The 21,228-nt window shown below is 61.1% G+C and carries 19 protein-coding genes and 1 pseudogene; 15 read left to right on the top strand and 5 right to left on the bottom strand.

Annotation, left to right across the window (positions count from 1 at the left end; genetic code table 11):
- Positions 1–203: 203 nt before the first annotated feature.
- Genes ASC80_RS22620 through ASC80_RS24495 form a run of 3 tightly spaced genes read right to left on the bottom strand, consistent with a single transcriptional unit; the run spans position 204 to position 3,973 of the window.
- Entirely contained in the window at positions 204–2,585 is a 2,382-nt protein-coding gene (locus ASC80_RS22620) for an arylsulfatase (RefSeq protein ID WP_082512726.1), read from the bottom strand.
- Between the two features lie 55 nt (positions 2,586–2,640).
- Positions 2,641–3,702, bottom strand: a complete 1,062-nt coding sequence (locus ASC80_RS22615) for a formylglycine-generating enzyme family protein (protein ID WP_244487353.1) — start codon at positions 3,700–3,702, stop codon at positions 2,641–2,643.
- A gap of 13 nt (positions 3,703–3,715) precedes the next feature.
- Positions 3,716–3,973 carry a hypothetical protein gene (locus ASC80_RS24495; RefSeq protein WP_082512724.1) on the bottom strand — a complete coding sequence of 86 codons (258 nt, stop codon included), beginning with the start codon at positions 3,971–3,973 and terminating at the stop codon, positions 3,716–3,718.
- A 799-nt stretch (positions 3,974–4,772) separates the two neighbouring features.
- Here ASC80_RS24495 and ASC80_RS24815 point away from each other — a divergent pair.
- From ASC80_RS24815 to ASC80_RS22545, 15 genes are all read left to right on the top strand, one after another.
- Positions 4,773–5,117 (top strand): tetratricopeptide repeat protein, encoded by a 345-nt coding sequence (locus ASC80_RS24815; RefSeq protein ID WP_082512723.1) that lies wholly within the window; start codon positions 4,773–4,775, stop codon positions 5,115–5,117.
- Positions 5,033–5,527, top strand: coding sequence for a tetratricopeptide repeat protein (locus ASC80_RS22610; protein WP_056302095.1), 495 nt, complete (start codon positions 5,033–5,035; stop codon positions 5,525–5,527). The genes ASC80_RS24815 and ASC80_RS22610 overlap by 85 nt, the downstream gene beginning before the upstream one ends.
- A gap of 25 nt (positions 5,528–5,552) precedes the next feature.
- On the top strand, positions 5,553–5,816 hold the full coding sequence (locus ASC80_RS22605; protein WP_156464503.1) for a hypothetical protein: 264 nt from the start codon (positions 5,553–5,555) through the stop codon (positions 5,814–5,816).
- Between the two features lie 631 nt (positions 5,817–6,447).
- Positions 6,448–6,831, top strand: coding sequence for a hypothetical protein (locus tag ASC80_RS22600; protein WP_244487352.1), 384 nt, complete (start codon positions 6,448–6,450; stop codon positions 6,829–6,831).
- A 97-nt stretch (positions 6,832–6,928) separates the two neighbouring features.
- Positions 6,929–7,336, top strand: a complete 408-nt coding sequence (locus ASC80_RS22595) for a FixH family protein (protein WP_056302163.1) — start codon at positions 6,929–6,931, stop codon at positions 7,334–7,336.
- A complete protein-coding gene (locus ASC80_RS22590) occupies positions 7,333–8,784 on the top strand; it encodes an efflux RND transporter periplasmic adaptor subunit (protein ID WP_056302090.1) in 1,452 nt (483 codons plus the stop codon). Before ASC80_RS22595 ends, ASC80_RS22590 begins: the two co-directional genes overlap by 4 nt.
- A complete protein-coding gene (locus ASC80_RS22585) occupies positions 8,781–11,963 on the top strand; it encodes an efflux RND transporter permease subunit (protein WP_056302088.1) in 3,183 nt (1,060 codons plus the stop codon). The genes ASC80_RS22590 and ASC80_RS22585 overlap by 4 nt, the downstream gene beginning before the upstream one ends.
- Before the next feature lie 339 nt (positions 11,964–12,302).
- Positions 12,303–12,776: a formate dehydrogenase subunit gamma gene (locus ASC80_RS22580; protein WP_502691000.1), complete on the top strand. Its 474-nt coding sequence runs from the start codon at positions 12,303–12,305 to the stop codon at positions 12,774–12,776.
- Positions 12,773–14,329, top strand: a complete 1,557-nt coding sequence (locus tag ASC80_RS22575; protein ID WP_056302086.1) for an NADH-ubiquinone oxidoreductase-F iron-sulfur binding region domain-containing protein — start codon at positions 12,773–12,775, stop codon at positions 14,327–14,329. The genes ASC80_RS22580 and ASC80_RS22575 overlap by 4 nt, the downstream gene beginning before the upstream one ends.
- 12 nt (positions 14,330–14,341) lie before the next feature.
- Entirely contained in the window at positions 14,342–17,182 is a 2,841-nt protein-coding gene (gene fdhF, locus ASC80_RS22570; protein WP_056302083.1) for a formate dehydrogenase subunit alpha, read from the top strand.
- Position 17,183: 1 nt separating this feature from the next.
- Positions 17,184–17,987, top strand: a complete 804-nt coding sequence (gene fdhD, locus ASC80_RS22565) for a formate dehydrogenase accessory sulfurtransferase FdhD (protein WP_056302081.1) — start codon at positions 17,184–17,186, stop codon at positions 17,985–17,987.
- 5 nt (positions 17,988–17,992) lie between these two features.
- The gene (locus ASC80_RS22560; RefSeq protein WP_056302161.1) at positions 17,993–18,223 is read left to right on the top strand and encodes a formate dehydrogenase subunit delta; all 231 of its coding nucleotides are present in this window, start codon (positions 17,993–17,995) and stop codon (positions 18,221–18,223) included.
- A 7-nt stretch (positions 18,224–18,230) separates the two neighbouring features.
- Positions 18,231–18,824, top strand: coding sequence for a molybdopterin-guanine dinucleotide biosynthesis protein B (mobB, locus tag ASC80_RS22555; RefSeq protein ID WP_056302079.1), 594 nt, complete (start codon positions 18,231–18,233; stop codon positions 18,822–18,824).
- Positions 18,825–18,926: 102 nt separating this feature from the next.
- Positions 18,927–20,099, top strand: a complete 1,173-nt coding sequence (locus ASC80_RS22550; RefSeq protein WP_056302078.1) for an alpha/beta hydrolase — start codon at positions 18,927–18,929, stop codon at positions 20,097–20,099.
- Positions 20,096–20,518, top strand: a complete 423-nt coding sequence (locus tag ASC80_RS22545; RefSeq protein WP_244487351.1) for a CAP domain-containing protein — start codon at positions 20,096–20,098, stop codon at positions 20,516–20,518. The genes ASC80_RS22550 and ASC80_RS22545 overlap by 4 nt, the downstream gene beginning before the upstream one ends.
- Here ASC80_RS22545 and ASC80_RS22540 read toward each other — a convergent pair.
- Together ASC80_RS22540 and ASC80_RS24490 are read right to left on the bottom strand one after the other, a co-directional pair.
- The gene (locus ASC80_RS22540; protein ID WP_056302077.1) at positions 20,508–20,966 is read right to left on the bottom strand and encodes a secondary thiamine-phosphate synthase enzyme YjbQ; all 459 of its coding nucleotides are present in this window, start codon (positions 20,964–20,966) and stop codon (positions 20,508–20,510) included. The genes ASC80_RS22545 and ASC80_RS22540 overlap by 11 nt on opposite strands.
- Before the next feature lie 145 nt (positions 20,967–21,111).
- Positions 21,112–21,228 (bottom strand): annotated as a pseudogene (locus ASC80_RS24490) (outer membrane protein); the annotation flags it as partial.

The following is a 21,228-nucleotide window of genomic DNA, read 5'->3' as shown; positions in this document are numbered from 1 at the left end:
TACGGCCAGACAATCTCGACGGCATCCTTCGCTAGACACGGCAGATCCGGACCTGTCAGGGGTGGCTTGCCCACGAATTGCCGTAACACGATGCATTCGCGTACTTCGTCGGTGGTGGTATTCGAGAGCGTTGATCCCACTTGCAATCTTCAACCTCCGCTCCTCATTCCGGCTAGGCGGCCCCGACAAATTTGGCGTATACGCTATTTCGACGGACTTACTTCAAGGGTGATCTTGTTGATCTTTCCGGTAAACCGAGTCTCCGGACCGATGCCGATCCCCTCAACGACCGGTGTTTGATTGTCGATGCCAACGTCAGCGGTTTCGTCCGCCGAAAAGACATTGGGTTGGGTCTTCTCGACGCGCCCCTCGGCGACGGATTTTCCGTTCAAGGAGAGGACCGCCTTGCCACCCTTGCCGATTCCGCCACCGTCATAAGCGAAGTCGAGGACGACCGTCGCGGGTCCGCTCGGCAATGCCTGTGGTGCGGCGACGGTGTAACGCGCGAGGCCGAGGAAGTTGTAGGTATAGGTCGGCTTGCCATCCTTCATGAACAGCGACCAGCCGCCAAAGCGCCCGCCTTGCGACAGAATCGCGCCATTGGCGCCGCCAGCCGGAATGTCGAGTTCAGCGATGATCTTCATTGACCGGTTCTTCACGTTCATGAAGGCGTTTTCGAGCATCCCCTGCATTCCCTCGTAGAGCGTGAGCGAGGTACGGTCACCCAGGACATCCGGCCGACCCGCGATGGCCGGATTCATGCGCTCGATAACCCGGTCGTCGATGGGCAGCACATTGTATTTCTGAGCTTCCGTCATGAAGAGCGCCTGCAACTCCTTCAGCTTCGCGGGCTGCTCGGCGGCCAGGTTCGTGGTCAAGCTGAAATCGTTCTTCGCGTGGTAAAGCTCCCAGACATCGGACGTCAGCGGCGGCAGGTTCGTTGTCTGCCATGGCGCGCGGTGGATCGTCCGGGCGAGCCAGCCATCGCGATAGATCGCGCGATTGCCGAACATCTCGAAATACTGCGTCGTGTGCTGCTCCGGCGCCGTCGCATTATCGAAGGCGTAGACCAGGCTGGTGCCCTCAATCGGCGTCTGCGGCGTGCCGTTGACAATCTTGGGCTGCGGTAAACCGGCGACTTCCAGAATCGTGGGGGCTATGTCGATGACGTGCGAGAACTGGCTGCGCAGGCCGCCCTTGTCGGTGATGCCCTTCGGCCAGTGAATGACAGCGCCGTTGCGGGTGCCGCCGAAGTCGGACGCCACCTGCTTGGTCCACTTGAAGGGCGCGTCGAAGGCCACGGCCCAGCCTGCCGCCATGTGAGGGAAGGTTTCCGGACCGCCCCATTTGTCGATCAGCGGGATGAGATCCTCTACCTTCTCGGTCACGCTGTTGAAATACGTCATCTCGTTGTACATGCCAACAAAGCCGCCTTCAGCGCTCGTGCCGTTGTCACCGGAAATGTAGATGAACAGAGTGTTGTCGAGCGCACCAATGTCCTCAAGTGCCTTCTTCAAACGCCCGATTTCGTTATCGGTGTGTTCGAGAAACCCGGCGAAGACCTCTGCCTGGCGCGTGAACAGACGACGCTGATCCGCCGGCAAAGAGTCCCAAGCCTTGATGTCACTCGGACGTTCCGTCAACTGAGTGTTTGAGGGGATTACTCCCAGCCTCTTCTGCCGTTCGACCGTTTCATCGCGAACTTGGTCCCAACCCTTGTCGAACTGGCCCTTGTACTTGTCGGCCCATTCCTTCGGCACGTGGTGGGGTGCATGGACCGCGCCGGTCGCGTAGTAGACGAAGAACGGCTTGTCAGGCGTCATCGACTGCTGCGCCTTCACCCAGTTAATGGCCTGGTTCGTCATGTCGACGGTGAAGTGATAGTCCTTCATCCTCGGAGGATCGACCTTGATCACGCCGTCGTAGATGAGCGGATACCATTGGTCGGTCTCACCGCCGATAAAGCCATAGAATTTGTCGAAACCCTGATGGGTGGGCCACCGGTCAAACGGGCCCGACACGCTGGTTTCCCAGGCGGCGGTTTCGTGCCATTTGCCGAAGGCGCCGGTGCTGTAGCCGTTAAGCCGCAGCATTTCTGCTAAGGGCGCAACGCTGTTCGGAATCTGTCCGGTATTGCCGGGGTACGCTGTCGAGCTTTCCATGATTGAGCCCGCATTCGCGGTGTGGTGGTTGCGGCCCGACTTGAGTGCGATCCGCGTTGGCGAGCACAGCGCCGTGGTGTGGAAGTTGTTGAAGCGTAAGCCGCCCTGGGCAAGCTGATCCATTGTTGGCGTGCGAATCGGACCACCGAATGTGCTCGGCCCGCCAAAGCCGATGTCGTCAATCAGCACGATCACGACATTCGGCGCTCCCTGAGGCGCCTTGACCTGGAACGGCGGCGGGGCCTTGACGTTGCGCGCGTCGAGTTCGCTATACGTCGGTCGCGGGGGCTCCTGGATTGGCAGGACTGTGCGATCGAGCCGCTCCTGCGCCAACGCTCCAGCGAGGGGCAGCGCCCCCACGAGGACGGCGCATGTGACACGCAACGTCCATTTCGATCTCAGCGAACCTGACGTCGTTTTCATGGCGTTCTCCTGTCCGACGAACTGACCAATTGAAATGAGCTAGGGTCCGGCGAAGCTAGGGTGATGTCACGAGTGGCCTATTCAACACAGTGCGGAATCCCACATGCGCCGCACTGAGGTTTGTTTCCTGGGGTTGGCGCGCGGCGGGCCGATAGCGCGAGCAATAGTTGGAGGAACACAAATACGAGCCGCCCTTGATCACGCGGCTCGCGGTTTGCCCTTCAGCAACACGGAGAGACACAAGCTCTGGCCCGGGGGGATTGGTCGCTGCTTCGCGTGATTGTCCGGCCCGATACCAATCGCTGGTCAACTCCCAAACATTGCCGATCATGTCGTAGAGGCCGTAGCCGTTCGGCCTGAAGCACCCGACCGGCGCCGTGCCGGCGTACCCATCATCTTGGGTGTTCAGTATTGGAAAGATGCCTTGCCACGTGTTGGCAATCGGCTTGCCGTCGGCGTCGAACGCGCTCGACCAGTCGTCTTCGCCATCCCGGCCGCCGCGCCCGGCAAATTCCCACTGTGCCTCGGTCGGCAGGCTGCGGCCGCGCCAGTGCGCATAAGCAAGCGCATCCTCATAGGCAACGTGAACGACGGGGTGATTTTCCTTTCCGGCGATGGAACTGCCGGGGCTGACCGGCTGCCGCCAGTTGGAACCGGAAACATATTGCCACCATTGCGAGATTTTGCGGCCAGGGCCGTTGCTTGGCTGGGCAAATACCACCGATCCTGGAGTCAGAAGCTCTTTTGGCAATCCTGGATTTGTCTTGGGGTCCAGCCCGCGCTCGGCCAGCGTGGTGTAACCGGTCGCGTCGACGAACTGCTTGAATTGCGCATTTGTCACCTCATGACGGTCGATCCAGAAGCCATCAACCGTCACGACATGAGTGAAGCGCTCCTCGGGCTGATGGCGCTCGGAGCCCATGGTAAAGGCGCCAGCCTGGATGAACATCATCCCCGCGGTGTCATGGTTTCCGGAGGGCAGTCCGGAATAGGCCGCACAGCTTCCGATATCTGCTTTTGGCACCTCGACAGCGACCGCGACGAGCCCATACGTGATCAAAGCGCCCATGGCTGCCGCCGGAACGATAAGCGACAACATGACATTACGCATCTTCATGGGCTAACCGCCCTCAGCGTCTGCCGACCCTATTAACTGGGCCGCCGCGATTCATCGGCGTTCCTGGCCGAACTCCAACGCCTCTCGCACCGACGCCGGGGGTCACCACGGCTCGCGCGACCGGGCGGGGCCGCAGCACAACGCCGGGCCTCACAATGCAGCCGGCGGGATAGGAGACGTATTGGCAGTACACGACGGCACTGGCCGGCTCGCTGCCCGCAACCACGAACCCGGTTAGCAGCAACGACGATAACGCGATCGATAGTTTCATTAGAGACCTCCTCCATTCGGAACCTCAACGGCGAGCGCGAACAGACATCTCCGCTTCGATAGCGGTGAGGCAATTATCCTATGATAGCGAAGTACGAAGATGTCGGAGCAAGGAAAAGACGCATCATCACCTTCTCTCTGCGGAAATAGCCGGAAGGGAAGCATCAGAACAACGACGCTAGTCCATGTCGCTGACAGTAACAAGGTTCTTGGACGCGGCCGCCCAATGCCAGATATGAAATAACTTAGAATGAGTAAAGCATGCTTACGCATCTGGCTTCGTCCGCGATGGCATTTCCTTGAAGCGCGCAACAGCGAGGTCCGCTTTGCTCAGTGACTGATATAGCTCGACGTGTCAGGTCCGCTTAATGCCAATAGCGGAGGCGACCAGAGATCGAAATACGCGCGCTATCGAGACGGTGCGACAGCGTGGCCTTTAAGCGGGAGCTCAATCGAAATGGTGCCTTGTTCTATAGGATGGATTGAGAATACGAGGACGGCAGCGTGGTGCTGCTTCTGCAAGCCTTTTCCTACTTCCGAATTGATTGGACTCGCAGCAAGTACGTCCGCTTTGGGTTAGAAGTAGACATTTACACCTGCGTGCGAAACGCGGCTTAGCTACGGGTGAACATACGCTAGTGGCGATAGCGATGATGGTCGGAAGGCCATTCCCATCGAACAGCTCACGCCCGATATGGCGACCCCAGCGTGCAAGGCGGCGGTCCAAAAACATCCACTGAATTCTCGGTATTGGCTGCAGCTGGCGCGCTTACGGGAAAGGCCGTCAACCGCATAAGAAGATGGAAGCTCTTCAGATGGCCTCCAAGCAAGGCAATGCGGTAGCTGCTTACAACATTGGCATCATTTATGCCGAAGGCCGGTCTCCATTCACGATCAATAGCGATGCTGCTTATTCTTGGTTTCGGATCGCCGCTGAGCGAGGCTTTGCTCCGGCACAATCTAGGCTCGGCTTCATATACGCCGCGGGACGCGGGATTGCTCGCGATGAAGTTGAAGCCGTAAAGTGGTTGACTAAGGCTGCCGAACAAGAAGACGCGCGATGCAGCTACGGATCCTGGGAGATCGTTATGTCTCCGGGACTGGCGTACCAAAGGATGAAGCCAAGGGCTTCTACATGGTCATGAACCCCGCACTGAAAGGTGAGGCCGAGTGGTACCGACAGGCTGCCGAGCAGGGAAATGCTGACGCACAGCTGATGTTAGGTCTTGGATTGATCACGGGCCGAGGCGTCTCCAAAGACCAAATTCATGGTTTGGAATGGGTCCATCGATCGGCCAATCAAGGTAATCTCAATGCCTATCGAGCTCTAGGCTATATGTATGCAAGGGGTATCGCTGTTCGAGCAGACACTCATAAGGCGGCTGATTGGTATCGTGAGGCAATAGCGAAAGGTAGCGAGGTCGCCCGCAAAGAGTTCGAGATGCTTGAACTGCCAAAAAAGATCGCCATTTCTCCAGCCGCAGTTTCGCCGATCGACGAACTTACTGCTCCGACAAGCCTACGAGAGCTACGTCGCGGTGAAAGCTTGCTATGAAATGCGAAACGGTTACCTGGTTCAGATGATCAGCGACGAGGAGATTGCGAACGCGAAGGCACTTATCCGCAAGATCGAAGACGAAAGCCCTTTGTCCAAGGCGAAGAAGGACGAGGCCTGGAAAGCAGCTGGAGGACGGGCTCGCCAGTTGGCGAATTTAACCGAACTGGCTCGTACTTTTGGTGCTTCAACCTACAGCGACGACATAAATCTTGGTTGCCGAGCTTCTTTAGCTGCACTGAGAAATGCGGCGAAGCTGGAACCAACAACACCGAAACGCGACTTCTAGCTGAGCGGGTCTTGAAATTGGCCTTAGCTTTTCGGGCTGGTTGTTGGGGCGAAATTCTTACAGGTTGCCCGCGTTATGCGGTCTTGTGAATTGCATCGTTCGCAGACGAATGCTGGAAACTGAGCTCCAGTGACCTCGTTCGTCACATCCGTCTCGATCACAGCGCTGCTCTCGACACCATCAAGATCCAGACAGGTTTTGCAGAACAGCATCGCTGAGCTCATCTGAACTGGTTGTCGAGATTCTCGCCTCGATAGAGCGCGCCCGCTTTCTATTGGCCTTTAAAGCCGGCATTTGATCTCGCGATCTGTGACCGAATTGAGATAGCGCGATATAGCATTGCTCCGACGCATACTTCAACCAACACCCACGCGGAAACCGGCGCTGAACTTGGCCCATATGGTGTTCGAGGCTCAGACGACAGGCGGCTATGTTCGACCGATCATGGCATTTCAGTTGAACGTCGCGTCATGGTTGCCAGGTCATCGCGGACAGCGACCGGCAGGGCGCTGCCGGCTTAACGGCCAAGCTCGCCCCATGAAATGATCGGTGGGTCCATTCCCAGACTTTCTGCCGCAATCGTGATACTTCGCCTGTTTGCAGGTCCAAGCCGGACATGCGAAAAAGAGGCATGCATCTGAAGCGGCTGGCCAATTTCTGGATTGTGCTTTTCGTCGGGGCCGGGCTCCTGCTCGCGCCGCTGGCGGTACCGATATTGGGCGCGCCGGCAATGGCGGCGGACAGCCAGATGCAGGGCCACATGCAGGCCATGTCCCATATGCAGGGAATGTCCGACGACATGCCCTGCTGTCCCGACCAGACCAAAAGCAAGACCTGCGACGGATGTCCGTTCGTGGGGCTGTGCATGCTGACGGTTTCTCTTCCCAGCCCGTCCGGCCTGGCTTCGCTGATCGAGCGCCATCCCGTGCGTAAGGCTCTTCTTCCGACCGACGATCTTCTGGTCGACGGTCTTGGCGCCAAGCCACCCGACCATCCTCCTCGAACGAACGTCTGACCCGCGCGCAAGCGCGTGATTGCTCGCGTGCCGAATGGCGCGCGCATCGTTGTATGCCGCCGTGGCGGCAAGTCAGACATATCGAGGATCTGAAATCATGAAGACGTTCCATTTTACGCGTGCCGCTGCGGCCGCGCTATTCGGCGCTGCATTGACGGGCATCGCCGTGCCCGCTCACGCCGACATCAAGAACTACGAATTCAAGCTCGTGCAGCCGACCGTTCAGGCCGGTGCGGATCGGATCGTGACGGTGCGGCTGGTTGACAAGACCACCGGAAAACCGGTGCCCGATGCGATGATCTTCGCGACCCGGCTCGACATGGCGCCGGACGGCATGAAGGAGATGGCGACGAAGGTCACTCCGATGCCGGGTGAGGAACCGGGGACTTATCGGTTCAAGGCCAACTTCAGCATGGCTGGCCGATGGCAGCTTTCGCTCGGCGCAAAAGTGCAGGGCGAGACCGGTACTGTCGAAAACAAGCTGGTCGTGACGGCCGAGAAATGACCCGCTCAGGCCTCTTCACGACCGCCGTTGCGATCATCGCAGCGGCAGGCGTCGCTTTCGTTACCGGACGTGCGCTGCGACTGCAGCCCGCGGACTATCCGGTCGTATCCGCCGCGGTCGCAGCGGATACAGATGCGCCGGCCTATTTCCAGCATCCGGACGGCAAGCCGCTTTATTCCCTGACGCCGAAGAAAACCGACGACGGCCGCGACTATCGCCCGGTTCCGGCCGGCGCCGGCTTCGACGAGCCGGATTCTCCGCCGACCACGGATACGGCCGACGTCAAGGACGCCCGCAAGATCAAATACTATCGCAATCCCATGGGGCTTCCGGACACCTCGCCCGTGCCGAAGAAGGATTCGATGGGGATGGATTACATTCCCGTCTATGAGGGCGACGACAGCGACGACGGGTCGGTGAAATTGTCGCCGGGCAAGATCCAGCGGACCGGCGTCACGTCCGAGCCTGCCGAGCGACGACGGATCAAGGTGCTGGTGCGAGCCCCCGGCACGATCCAGCTCGACGAGCGCCGGGTCTCGGTCATCGCGATGCGCGCTGAAAGCTATGTGCACAAGGTCGCGGACGTGACGACCGGCAGCCGTGTCGCGAAGGGCGAGCCGCTGATGGACATCTACAGTCCCGTCGTCGCCTCCGCCGCCGCGGATTATGTCTCGACGATCAATTCGCCGATCACCAGCAGCATTGGGGCCTATGGCCGCGGCTCGCGCCAGAAACTCCTCAATCTCGACGTTCCGGAGCCCGCGATCGCGGAGATCGAGAAAAGCCGGACCGTTCCCACCACCATCCAGTGGTCCGCGCCGCGGGACGGCATTGTCCTGCAGCGCAACGCCATTGAAGGGATGCGCGCCCAGCCCGGCGACGTGCTGTTTCGTATTGCCGACATCTCGCTGGTGTGGGCGATCGTGGATGTCGCCGAGCGTGATCTCGGCAGCATCGCTGTTGGCCAGCCAGCCATCGTGCGGGCGCGCAGTTATCCCGGCCGTCACTTCGACGGCAGGATCAGCGTGGTCTATCCGCAGGTCAACAAGGAGACGCGCACAGCGCGGGTGCGTGTCGAGTTGCAGAACGCCGATCAAGCGCTGCTGCCCGACATGTATGTCGATGCCGAGATCGACACCGGGAATCAGGCGCCGGTTCTCACCGTGGCCGAAAGCGCGGTTCTCGACACCGGCAACCGGCAGGCGGTGCTGGTCGACAAAGGGCAGGGACGGTTCGAGCCGCGCGAGGTAAAACTCGGGCGGCGCGGAGAAAGCTATGTCGAAATCCGCGACGGTCTTGCCGAAGGGGAAGCGGTTGTCACCTCCGCCAACTTCCTGATCGACGCCGAAAGCAATCTGAAAGCAGCTCTGAAAGGATTTGCCGAGGCAGGCAATTCGCCGGCCAGCGATCACTCCGGTCACGACAAGACCATGGGGGCCAAGCCATGATCGCCCGCGTCATCGCGTGGTCGGCACGCAACCTGCTGCTGGTGCTGTTCGGCACCGGATTTGCCGTCGCGGCCGGCATCTATGCATTGATCCATCTGCCGCTCGATGCCATTCCGGATCTCTCGGATACCCAGGTGATCGTCTACACCGAATATTCCGGGCAGGCGCCGCAGGTGATCGAGGATCAGGTCACCTATCCCCTGACCACGGCCATGCTCACGGTGCCGAAATCGAAGGTCGTGCGCGGGTTCTCGTTTTTCGGCGTGTCCTTCGTCTACGTCATTTTCGAAGACGGCACCGACATCTACTGGGCGCGTTCCCGCGTGCTTGAATTCCTCAACAGCGCGGCTTCGCGGCTGCCTGCAGGCGTTACGCCGACAATCGGCCCGGATGCGACAGGCGTCGGCTGGGTCTATCAGTACGCCGTCATGTCGAAGGAGCTGAACCTCGCGGAAACAAGAACGATTCAGGACTGGAATCTGAAATTCGCGCTCGCCAAGGCGGAAGGTGTCGCGGAGGTGGCGAGCGTCGGCGGGTTCGTCAAACAGTATAATGTCATCCTCGATCCGCAGCGCATGCGCGATCTCGGTATCACCATGCAGAAGATGCGCGATGCGATCCGCGCCAGCAATGCGGACGTCGGCGGCCGCACCGTCGAGCTCTCCGAATTCGAGTACGTCATCCGCGGCAAGGGCTATATCAAGAGCATCAACGATCTCGGAAACGTCGTCCTGAAGACCGACAACGGCACGCCCGTGCTCCTGCGCGACGTCGCGCGTGTCGAACTTGGTCCGGACGAGCGGCGCGGCATCGCCGAACTCAACGGCGAGGGCGAATTGGCGAGCGGCATCGTGCTGCAGCGCTTTGGCATGAACGCGCTCGACGTCATCAACAACGTCAAGAAGCGCTTCAAGGAGATCGCGACAAGCCTGCCGAAATCGGTCGAGATCGTGCCGGTCTACGACCGCTCGAATCTGATCAATGCGGCGATCGCGACGCTCAAGCACACGCTTATCGAAGAAAGCATTGTCGTCGCGCTGGTGTGCATCGCATTCCTGCTGCATGTCCGCAGCGCGCTCGTCGCCATCCTGATGCTGCCGGTCGGCGTCCTGATGGCGTTCGGCGCGATGAAGCTGCTGAACATCGGCTCCAACATCATGAGTCTCGGCGGCATCGCGATTGCGATCGGCGCCATGATCGACGCTGCGATTGTCATGATCGAGAACGCGCACAAGCATCTCGAGCGAGCCAAGGACGGTCAATCGCGGATCTCGATCCTGATCGATGCGGCGTCCGAAGTGGGGCCGGCGCTGTTCTTCAGCCTTCTGATCATCACCGTCTCGTTCATGCCGATCTTCACGCTTGAATCGCAGGAGGGGCGGTTGTTCAGTCCGCTCGCCTTCACCAAGACCTTTGCAATGGCGGCGGCGGCGTTGCTGTCAATCACGCTGGTTCCGGCGCTGATGGTGATTTTCGTTCGCGGCCGGATCATCCCGGAGCACAAGAATCCGCTGAATCGATTCCTGATCTGGGTCTATCGGCCGGTGATCAAGGGCGTGCTGCGCGCGAAGGTGCTGGTGATCCTGCTTGCCGTCTGTGTCCTCGCGGTTTCGGTCTGGCCCGCGCGGCAGCTCGGGACCGAGTTCATGCCGAACCTGAATGAAGGTACGCTGCTGTACATGCCGACGACTTTGCCCGGCATCTCGGTGACCAAGGCTGCCGAACTGATGCAGACCCAGGACCGGATCATCCGCTCCTTCCACGAGGTTGCATCGGTCTTTGGCAAGGCTGGCCGCGCGACGACGGCCACCGACCCGGCACCGATGGAGATGTTCGAGACCATCATCAAGCTCAAGCCGAACGAGGAATGGCGCTCCGGGGTCACGATCGACAGCCTGATCGCCGAGATGGACAAGGCGCTGCAGTTTCCCGGCGTATCCAACGCATGGACCATGCCGATCAGGGCGCGCATCGACATGCTTTCGACCGGCATCCGCACGCCGGTTGGTGTCAAGGTCATCGGCACCGATCTGGCTGGAATCGACAAACTCGCCAGGCAGATCGAGCAGGTGCTCAAGGCTGTCCCGGGGACATCGTCGGCTTACGCCGAGCGCGCGCTTGGCGGCTACTACCTCGAGATCACGCCGAATCGCGAGGCGCTGTCGCGATATGGCATCATGGTGCAGGACGTGCAGGACACGATCGCGACCGCACTGGGCGGCCAGAGCGTGACCAGCACTGTCGAAGGCCGGCAGCGCTTCACCGTCAACATGCGTTATCCGCGCGGTCTCCGCGATAATCCGAAGGCGATCGCAAGCGATATTCTCGTTCCGATGCCGGGCGGTGGGGCCGTGCCATTGGGAGAGGTTGCGAGCGTAACGCCTGCGCGCGGCCCGACCTCGATCCGGACGGAGAACGGGCAACTCGCGACCTACATCTATGTCGATATCCGCGATCGCGATCTCGGCGGCTATGTCGCCGATGCGCAACGCGCGGTGCAGGCCAGCATCCAGTTTCCGCCCGGCTATTACGTGGCCTGGAGCGGCCAGTATGAGTATCTCGAACGTGCTACGGCACGGTTGAAGGTCGTCGTGCCGGTGACACTCCTGATCATTTTCCTTCTGCTCTATCTCAACTTCCGCTCGGTCACCGAAACCATGATCGTCATGCTTTCGCTGCCGTTCGCCTTGGTGGGCGGGCTCTGGCTGATGTGGGCGCTCGGCTTCAATCTCTCGGTTGCGGTCGCCGTCGGCTTTATCGCGCTGGCCGGTGTCGCCGCGGAAACCGGCGTCGTCATGCTGATCTATCTAAATCAGGCCTGGACCGAGGTGAAGGTGCTGCGGCAGGCGCAGGACCGGCCGGTCTCGCGGCGCGATCTTTACGACGCGATCATGGCGGGCGCGGTCGAGCGCGTGCGGCCCAAGATGATGACGGTGGTGGCTATCATGGCCGGCCTGCTGCCGATCATGTGGAGCACCGGCACGGGCTCCGAAATCATGCAGCGCATTGCCGTGCCGATGATTGGCGGCATGATCTCGTCGACGCTGCTGACACTGATCGTGATCCCGGCGATCTTCGGACTGGTGAAGGGCTTTCGGCTAAAGGACGGTGACGATCATCAGCCGTCTGCCCGCGCCGGGAGAGTCGGACATGCCCTCGTTCCGGGGCCTGTCGAATGAAGGGCCCAATGACATCGCCAATGTCATTGGCGGCTGTCATCGACGCAGCCGAACAAGGAAAGCATGATCGATGCAATTGATATCGACGATCACCTGTCCCGAGTGCGGCCATCAAAAACGGTCGAGACGATGCCGACCGATGCGTGCCAGTTCTTCGCCTGAATCGCGTTAGACGTGATGTGGCATTCGACTGCACTGTCGTAGCGCGAGAATGCGCGTGCCGCACAACTGCACCTGAAAAAATTTTCATATTGCAACAACTCTAAATTGGAAGAGGAATAAGAACGGCTCCTCAAGAGCCATCAAGAGCGCCGTAAGCGCCTGATGGAGGAAATATCTGTGACTCAAGCACTGGCTTGGAACAGCCTCGTTGCGCAGCGCATCATCGATGAGAAGAAGGCGCTGCCGGGGGCTATGCTTCCCATTCTTCACGAACTGCAAGAGACATTCGGTTACATCGACAAGGAAGCGGAAACGCTGATCGCTGAGACTTTGAATGTCTCGCGGGCCGAAGTTCATGGTGTTGTAACTTTTTATCCCGATTTCCGCCTGCAGGCGCCGGCTGCCCATAGCCTGAAGCTATGTCGTGCCGAAGCCTGCCAGTCGCGGGGCGGTGACGATCTCGCCGCGCGCGCAACGGCAGCTCTCGGCCTCGAATTCGGTGAGACCACGGCCGATGGCCGGGTGCATCTGCAGGCGGTTTATTGTCTCGGGCTGTGTTCGGTGGCGCCGTCCGCGATGCTGGATGGAAAGATCGTCGGTCGCCTCGACGAGAAAAAACTCGACACTCTGTTGGCGCAGGTGGAGCGATGACCATGCGCCTTTATATTCCCGGCGATGCCGCTGCCGCCGCTCTCGATGCCGATGCCGTGGTTGCGGCGGTGGAAGCCTCGGCGAGCCGCCGCAAGATCGATATCGAGATCGTTCGCAACGGGTCGCGCGGCATGCACTGGCTTGAGCCGCTCGTCGAAGTCGCGACGGACAACGGCCGCATCGGCTACGGTCCGGTCCAGGTCTCCGATGTTGAAAGCGTTCTCGACGCGATGGTGTCCGGCAAGGCGCATCCGTTGTCGGTCGGCAATCTGGAAGAGCTTCCGTTTCTGAAGAAGCAGACGCGGCTGACCTTCGCCCGCTGCGGCATCGTCGATCCGGCTTCGCTCGAGGACTATCGTGCCCATGGCGGCTATCAGGGTCTGGCGCAGGCGCTGAAAGTAGGCCCTGCGGCGACGGTCGAAACCGTCACCAAGTCCGGCCTGCGCGGGCGCGGCGGTGCGGGATTTCCGACCGGCATCAAATGGCAGACCGTAGCGGCGACGCCGGCCGATCAGAAATACATCGTTTGCAACGCCGACGAAGGCGATAGCGGCACCTTCGCCGATCGCATGATCATGGAAGGCGATCCGTTCGTCCTGATCGAAGGCATGACAATCGCCGCGATCGCGGTCGGCGCAACCCAGGGCTACATCTACGCGCGCTCCGAATATCCGCATTCGATCCTTGCGCTGAACATTGCGCTGACGGCGGCGCGCAAGGGCAAGATGCTCGGGCGCGGCATTGCCGGCTCGCCGCACAATTTCGATATCGAAGTGCGGATGGGCGCAGGTGCCTACGTCTGCGGCGAGGAGACCTCGCTGCTCGACAGTCTCGAAGGCAAGCGTGGTGTCGTTCGCGCCAAGCCGCCGCTGCCGGCGCACAAGGGCCTGTTCGGCCAGCCGACGGTCATCAACAACGTGCTGTCGCTGGCGACCGTGCCGATCATCATGGACAAGGGAGCGGAGTTCTATCGCGACTTCGGCATGGGCAAATCGCGCGGCACGATGCCGATCCAGCTTGCCGGCAATGTCAAGCATGGCGGGCTGTATGAGGTGGCGTTCGGCGTCACCCTCGGCGAGCTGGTCGAGGACATCGGCGGCGGCACTGCCTCCGGGCGTCCGGTCCGCGCGGTGCAGGTCGGCGGGCCGCTCGGTGCGTATTTTCCGCGCGATCTGTTCGATACCCCGTTCGACTACGAAGCTTTTGCAGCCCGTGATGGCCTGATCGGCCATGGCGGCATCGTGGTCTTCGACGACACCGTGGACATGGCGAAGCAGGCGCGCTTCGCGATGGAGTTCTGCGCTGTCGAATCGTGCGGCAAGTGCACGCCGTGCCGGGTCGGTTCGACGCGCGGCGCCGAGGTGATCGACCGCATCATCCAGAACGACAACCGCGTCGGTAACACCCAGTTGCTGCAGGATCTCTGCAACACGATGAAGTTCGGTTCGCTTTGCGCGCTTGGCGGCTTCACGCCGTATCCGGTGATGAGCGCGCTCATCCATTTCCCCGAGGACTTCGGCGCCACGCCGCCGAAGCGCCAGGCCGCGGAATAAGGACAGCCCATCATGTCGCTCGTTCACGAAATCGACTACGGAACGCCGCGCTCCAAATCGGAGCAGACCGTCACCCTGACCATCGACGGCGTCACCGCCACGGTGCCGGCAGGCACCTCCATCATGCGCGCCGCGATGGAGATCGGGACTGAGATTCCCAAGCTCTGCGCCACCGACACGCTCGACGCGTTCGGGTCGTGCCGGCTCTGTCTGGTCGAGATCGAAGGCCGCAATGGCACCCCGGCATCCTGCACCACGCCGGTCGCGGACGGCATGGTGGTCAACACAGGGACCGAACGGCTCGATCGCCTGCGCAAGGGCGTGATGGAGCTTTACGTTTCCGATCATCCTGTGCAATCGCTCGACCCTAAAAAAGAATGTGTCGATCTGCTCGACATGGCGGCGGATGTCGGTCTCAAGGAGGTGCGCTACGGTTTCGACGGCGTGCGCCATCGCAGCACCGGCCTCGACGAGTCCAATCCGTATTTCGCCTACGATCCGGAAAAGTGCATCGTCTGTTCGCGCTGCGTGCGGGCCTGCGAGGACGTGCAGGGCACCTTCGCGCTCACCATCACCGGCCGTGGCTTCAATTCGGTCATGGCGGCGGGCACCGACCAGTCTTTCCTCGAATCCGATTGCGTATCATGCGGCGCCTGTGTTCAGGCCTGTCCGACCGGCTCGCTGCTCGAAAAGAACGTGATCGCCAAAGGCAAGCCGGAACATTCGACGGTGACGACCTGTGCGTATTGCGGCGTCGGCTGCGCCTTCAAGGTGGAAATGAAGGGTGACGAAATCATCCGCATGGTGCCTTACAAGGAAGGTCCGTCCAATCACGGTCATTCCTGCGTCAAGGGCCGCTTTGCCTGGGGATATGCCAACCACAAGGAACGCATCCTAAACCCGATGATCCGCAAGAAGATCACCGATCCGTGGAAAGAGGTGAGCTGGGAGGAGGCGATTGCCTACACCGCTTCCGAGTTCAAGCGCATTCAGGCCAAGCACGGCGTCGGCGCGATTGGCGGCCTGACATCGTCGCGCTGTACCGACGAGGAAACTTTCCTGGTCCAGAAGCTGGTTCGCGCCGGCTTCGGCAACAACAACGTCGACACCTGCGCCCGCGTCTGCCATTCGCCGACCGGTTACGGCCTTGGCAAAACCTTCGGAACGTCGGCCGGTACCCAGGATTTCGATTCGGTCGAGCAGACCGACGTCATGATTCTGATCGGCGCCAATCCGAGCGATGCGCATCCGGTGTTTGCCTCGCGGATGAAACAGCGCCTGCGTCGAGGCGCGAAGATCATCGTGATCGATCCGCGTCGCACCGAGCTGGTCAAGACGCCGCACGTCAAGGCGTCGTTCCATTTGCCGGTGCTGCCCGGCACCAACGTCGCGATCCTGACCGCGCTGGCGCACGTCATCGTGACCGAGGGGCTGGTCGATGAGAAGTTCGTGCGCGAACGCTGCGAGTTGGACGCTTTTCAGGATTGGGCAGCGTTCGTCTCCGAGGAACGCAACAGCCCGGAGTCGCTCGCCAAGGCGATCGGCGTGTCGGCCGGTGCCATTCGCGGCGCGGCGCGCCTGTTCGCAACCGGCGGCAACGGAGCGATTTACTACGGCCTCGGCGTGACCGAGCATGCGCAGGGTTCGACCGCCGTGATGGCTATTGCCAATCTGGCGATGGCGACCGGCAATATCGGCCGTCCGGGCGTCGGCGTGAATCCGCTGCGCGGCCAGAACAATGTTCAGGGTTCGTGCGACATGGGATCGTTCCCGCACGAATTCTCCGGCTATCGTCATGTGTCCAATGACGACGTTCGCGGCCTCTTTGAAAGGTCGTGGGGAAAAGCGCTCGAGAAAGAGCCCGGCCTCCGCATCAACAACATGCTGGACGCGGCGCTCGATGGCTCGTTCATGGGCCTCTACGTTCAGGGTGAGGACATCATGCAGTCCGACCCGGATGCGAAGCATGTCGCCGCCGGACTTTCGGCGATGGAATGCGTGGTGATGCAGGACCTGTTCCTGAACGAGACCGCGAACTACGCACATGTCTTCCTGCCCGGCTCGACCTTCCTTGAGAAGGACGGCACCTTCATCAACGCCGAGCGCCGAATTCAGATGGTGCGCAAGGTGATGGAACCGAAGGCTGGATACGCCGATTGGGAGATCACCTGCCTGCTCAGCAACGCGCTGGGCTATCCGATGAACTACAATCATCCGTCCGAGATCATGGACGAAATCGCGGCACTGACTCCGACCTTCGCCGGCGTCTCCTTCAAGAAGATCGATGAACTGGGCTCGATCCAGTGGCCGTGCAACGACACGTATCCGACCGGTATGCCGATCATGCACACTGAGACCTTCGTGCGCGGCAAGGGCAACTTCGTCGTCACCGAATATCTCGCGACCGACGAGCGTGTCGGGCCGCGTTATCCGCTGCTTCTGACGACCGGCCGCATCCTATCGCAATACAATGTCGGCGCGCAGACGCGGCGGACCGACAATGTGGTCTGGCACAAGGAGGATCTGCTCGAGATCCATCCGCACGATGCCGAAGAGCGCGGCATCACCAACGACTCGTGGGTCAAACTTGCCAGCCGCTCGGGTGAAACCACGCTGCGCGCATGGGTCACCGATCGCGTGGCGCCGGGCGTCGTCTATACGACGTTCCATCATCCCGACACGCAGGCGAACGTCGTCACCACCGATTACTCCGACTGGGCGACGAGCTGCCCCGAGTACAAGTGCACGGCGGTGCAGGTGTCACCATCCAACGGCCGTTCGGAATGGCAGGAGGACTACAGCGCGTTCAGCGACATGAGCCGGCGCATTGCACCGACCGAGGCGGCGGAGTGAGGTGTTAAGCCCGTTCCATCATGTTCGACGCACCGCCTGGCGAGCGAGCGAGCTTGAGGCTGGCGATCGGGTGATCCCCGAAGAGATGGCGGTGGCGCTGTCTTACAATGGCTCATCCTACGCCGTGATGATGGCGACGCCGCGCGACTTCGAGGACTTTGCCCTCGGCTTCAGCCTGACCGAGCGGATCATCGAATCTCCGGACGAGATCGAGAGTTTCGAGGTCGTCGAGCAGGAGCTCGGTGTCGAACTGCGGATGTGGCTGAGCGAGCCGCGCGCCGGTGCGTTGACCGAGCGGCGGCGTTTTATGGCCGGACCGACGGGGTGCGGCCTGTGCGGCATCGACTCGCTGGCGGAGGCGATGCGCGTGCCGCCGGTGATTTCCGATGACAGCAGTTTCTCCGCCGGCCAGATCATGGCCGTGGTCGACAGCGTCGCGGACAGCCAGTGGCTCAATCAGCAGACCCGGGCGGTTCATGGCGCCGCGTTCTGGCGCGCCGAAACCGGCCTTGTCGCGATCCGTGAAGATGTCGGTCGTCACAACGCGCTCGACAAGCTGGCCGGCGCGCTAGCGCGCTCGGGCAGCGGCCTGGGTCGTGGCGGCATCGGTGTCCTGACCAGCCGGGTTTCGGTCGAGATGATCCAGAAGTCGGCGATCGCGCAGTTTCCGGTTCTTGTCGCCGTGTCGGCCCCTACTGCGCTTGCGGTACGGCTCGCCGATGCTGCGGGCCTGACGCTTGCGGCGGTCGCGCGCAAGGATGGTTTCGAGATTTTCACGCACCCCCATCGCATCAGAAAGGCTTGAGCGCCGTGTCACCAGACAAGCTCGTTTACACCGCGAACCAGATCGGGAAATTCTTCGCAACGCAGAAAAAAACCGACGCGCCCGCGGCGATCGAGGATCATCTGCGGAAGTTTTGGGATCCTCGCATGCGGAAGCAGATTTGCGCCCATCTCGAATCGGGCGGCGGAGGATTCGATCCGCTGGTCCGGACTGCGGTTGAAAGCCTTGCGGCGAAATCCCGCACGCCGGCGGCATGAGCCTCGCATGAAGGTTATCGGGCTGGCGGGATGGAGCGGCGCCGGCAAGACCACGCTGGTCGCGAAACTGCTGCCCGCGCTGATCGCCAGGGGCCTGCGGGTGTCGACGATCAAGCATGCCCATCATGCTTTCGATCTCGACACGCCGGGGAAGGATTCCTGGGTTCATCGCCAGTCGGGCGCGACCGAGGTGCTGGTGTCGTCAGGGCGGCGCTGGGCCTTGATGCGTGAGCTGCGCGGCGGAGAGGAGCCCGGTCTGCCCGATCTTCTGACCAAGCTCGCCGATGTCGACCTGGTGATCGTGGAGGGCTTCAAGTCCGAGGCTTATCCGAAAATCGAAATTCACCGTCAGGCCAACGGCAAGCCGACGCTGTTTCAGGATGATCCGACGATCGTCGGCATCGCGACCGACGCTGTTGTATCGTCGAAATTGCCGGTGGCCGGTCTTGATGACGTCGAGGCCATCGCCGCTATGGCTCTTCAGTCGGCTATCGCGAGAGAGAACTTGCCGGAATTGGCCGCCGCGATCAGCCGGCGCGCGGCGCGCGCAAGCGAACGTCCAGTGTCTGTCGCCAGCAGCGCGGAACTCGCGGCGAGCTGAATGTTTGGCCGATCTTGCGGCTGAGTTGCCGGTGCGAGCGATGTTGCGGCGCATCTGACGATTGTGCCAAGCTGGCGTGCCCAATCCATCGCCGAGCCACACATGACGCTGACAACTTCCGACGTTCCACTTCCAGCAGGCATCCGCTCGCGAATGATCCCCGGTATCAACGGCCTGACCATGCACGTGCTGGAGGCCGGAGTGGTGGGCCGTCCCTGCGTTCTGCTGCTGCATGGTTTCCCGGAATTGGCCTTTAGCTGGCGCAAGGTCATGCTGCCGCTGGCGGAGGCAGGTTATCATGTGATCGCGCCCGATCAGCGCGGCTATGGCCGCACCACCGGATGGGATCCGGATTACGACGGCGATCTCGGCTCGTTTCGCCTGCTCAATCTGGTGCGCGACGTGCTCGCGCTGGTGTCGGCGATTGGTGTCCGCTCGGTCGCAGCCGTTGTCGGTCATGATTTCGGCTCGTCGGTCGCGGCATGGTGCGCGCTGGTGCGGCCCGATGTGTTTCGCGCGGTGACGCTGATGAGCGCGCCGTTCGCCGGTCCTCCAGCGCTGCCATTTGACACCGCCGGGAATGTCCGCACCAAGGCGGCCGATCCGGTTCACGACGAACTCACGGCGCTGCCGCGTCCGCGCAAGCACTATCAATGGTTCTATTCGACGCGCGAAGCCAACGACGACATGTGGCGATGCCCGCAAGGCGTCCATGATTTTCTGCGCGCCTACTATCATTTCAAGAGCGCGGACTGGGCTGGTAACACACCATATCGATTGGCGGGGTGGTCGGCCGATGAACTCGCCAGACTCCCGGAATACTATGTGATGGATCTTGGGAAGGGCATGGCGGAAACCGTCGCACGTGAAATGCCGTCGCCGGAACGGATCAGCCGCTGCGCATGGCTGCCGGACAACGAATTGAATTTTTACAGCACCGAGTATCGCCGCACCGGATTTCAGGGCGGGCTGCAATGGTACCGATGCGGCAGCAGCGCCACGCTTGGTGCTGAGCTTGAGTTGTTTTCAGGCCGGACCATCGATGTGCCCTCATGTTTCATCGCCGGGCGCAGCGACTGGGGCATCTACCAGAAGCCCGGTGCGCTCGAGGCGATGCAGGACAGCGCCTGTTCGCAGATGATCGGATGTCACCTGATTGACGGCGCGGGACACTGGGTGCAGCAGGAGCAGCCGAAGCAGGTGAGCGATCTCTTGCTCGCATTTCTGGATGAGGCGGCCGGGCGCGAGCGGCGCCAACAAGGAACATCCCGATGATGAAAGCTCTTTTGATCGCAGGCTTTTTGTTTAGCTTGATCGCGCCGGTGAGTGCTGCCGATTACGCCAGCCAGATCAGCGCCTATCGCCGCGCCCACGGCCTGTCGACGGTCAGGATGGATTCGCATCTTAACGCGATCGCGTTGCATCAGGCGAAGGCGATGGCGGCGGCCGGCAAGCTCAGTCATTTCATCGCCGGCAGTTTCGTCTCACGGATCGGCAAACTGCGCGACGGCAAGGCCGCGGAAAATCTCGCCGCGGGTGAAGTGACCTTCCGCGAAACGTTGAAGCAGTGGGAAAACAGCCCCGGCCATCGCGAGAATTTGCTGATGCCGGGTGCGCGCAAGGTCGGTATCGCGTCGGTCAGCAATCCGCGTTCGCCCTATCGGATGTTCTGGGCCATGGTCATCACCGACTGACGCTGCCGCAGAACTGCATCACGATGTCGCGGCGGTGCGGCTGCGCGCGATGCTCGATCAGATAAATTCCCTGCCACGTGCCCAAGGCGAGCTTGCCATCGATGACCGGAATCCGCAGGCCGGTCGCGGTCAGCATGGTCTTGATATGCGCGGGCATGTCGTCCGCGCCTTCGGTGTCGTGCAGCCAGCCGGCATTCTCCGGTGCGAGACGCTCAAGGGCGGTGAGCAGATCGGCGCGGACATCTGGATCGGCGTTTTCCTGAATCGTCAGGGATGCCGAGGTGTGTCGGATAAACAGGTCAATGGCGCCAGTGGCGCCGCCGCTGTCGCGCAGGAAATCTTTCACCTCGCCGGTGATGTCGAAAAAACCGTGGCCTCGGGTCGGCACCGTCAGCGTTGCGGTGGCGATCGTATCGGCCGTCGAAAGGGTGATGGGCGAACGGGTCATGGCTGGAATATAGCACGGCCCGGGTGGGCGATGAATGCCGCTGCGTATTTCGCTGTTGCGGTTGTCACGTGCCGATACCGTTCAAGGCCGCGCAACAAAAAAGGCCCCGGAAAACCGGGGCCTTCAATGTGGTCAGAGCGGTTGCTCAGTAGTTGGCCGGGCCGCCCCAGTTGAAGTGATAGTTCACGCCGACCTTCACAGTGTGGAGATCGTCCTTGTAGGACAGGGCGCCGAGACCAGCGTTGGTCGCGATGTTGGTGGT

The sequence above is a fragment of the Afipia sp. Root123D2 genome (assembly GCF_001425835.1).
In the GTDB taxonomy this organism is placed as follows: domain Bacteria; phylum Pseudomonadota; class Alphaproteobacteria; order Rhizobiales; family Xanthobacteraceae; genus Afipia.
Note: the sequence above shows the minus strand (reverse complement) of the source record. Positions and strands in the feature narration are given on the sequence as shown.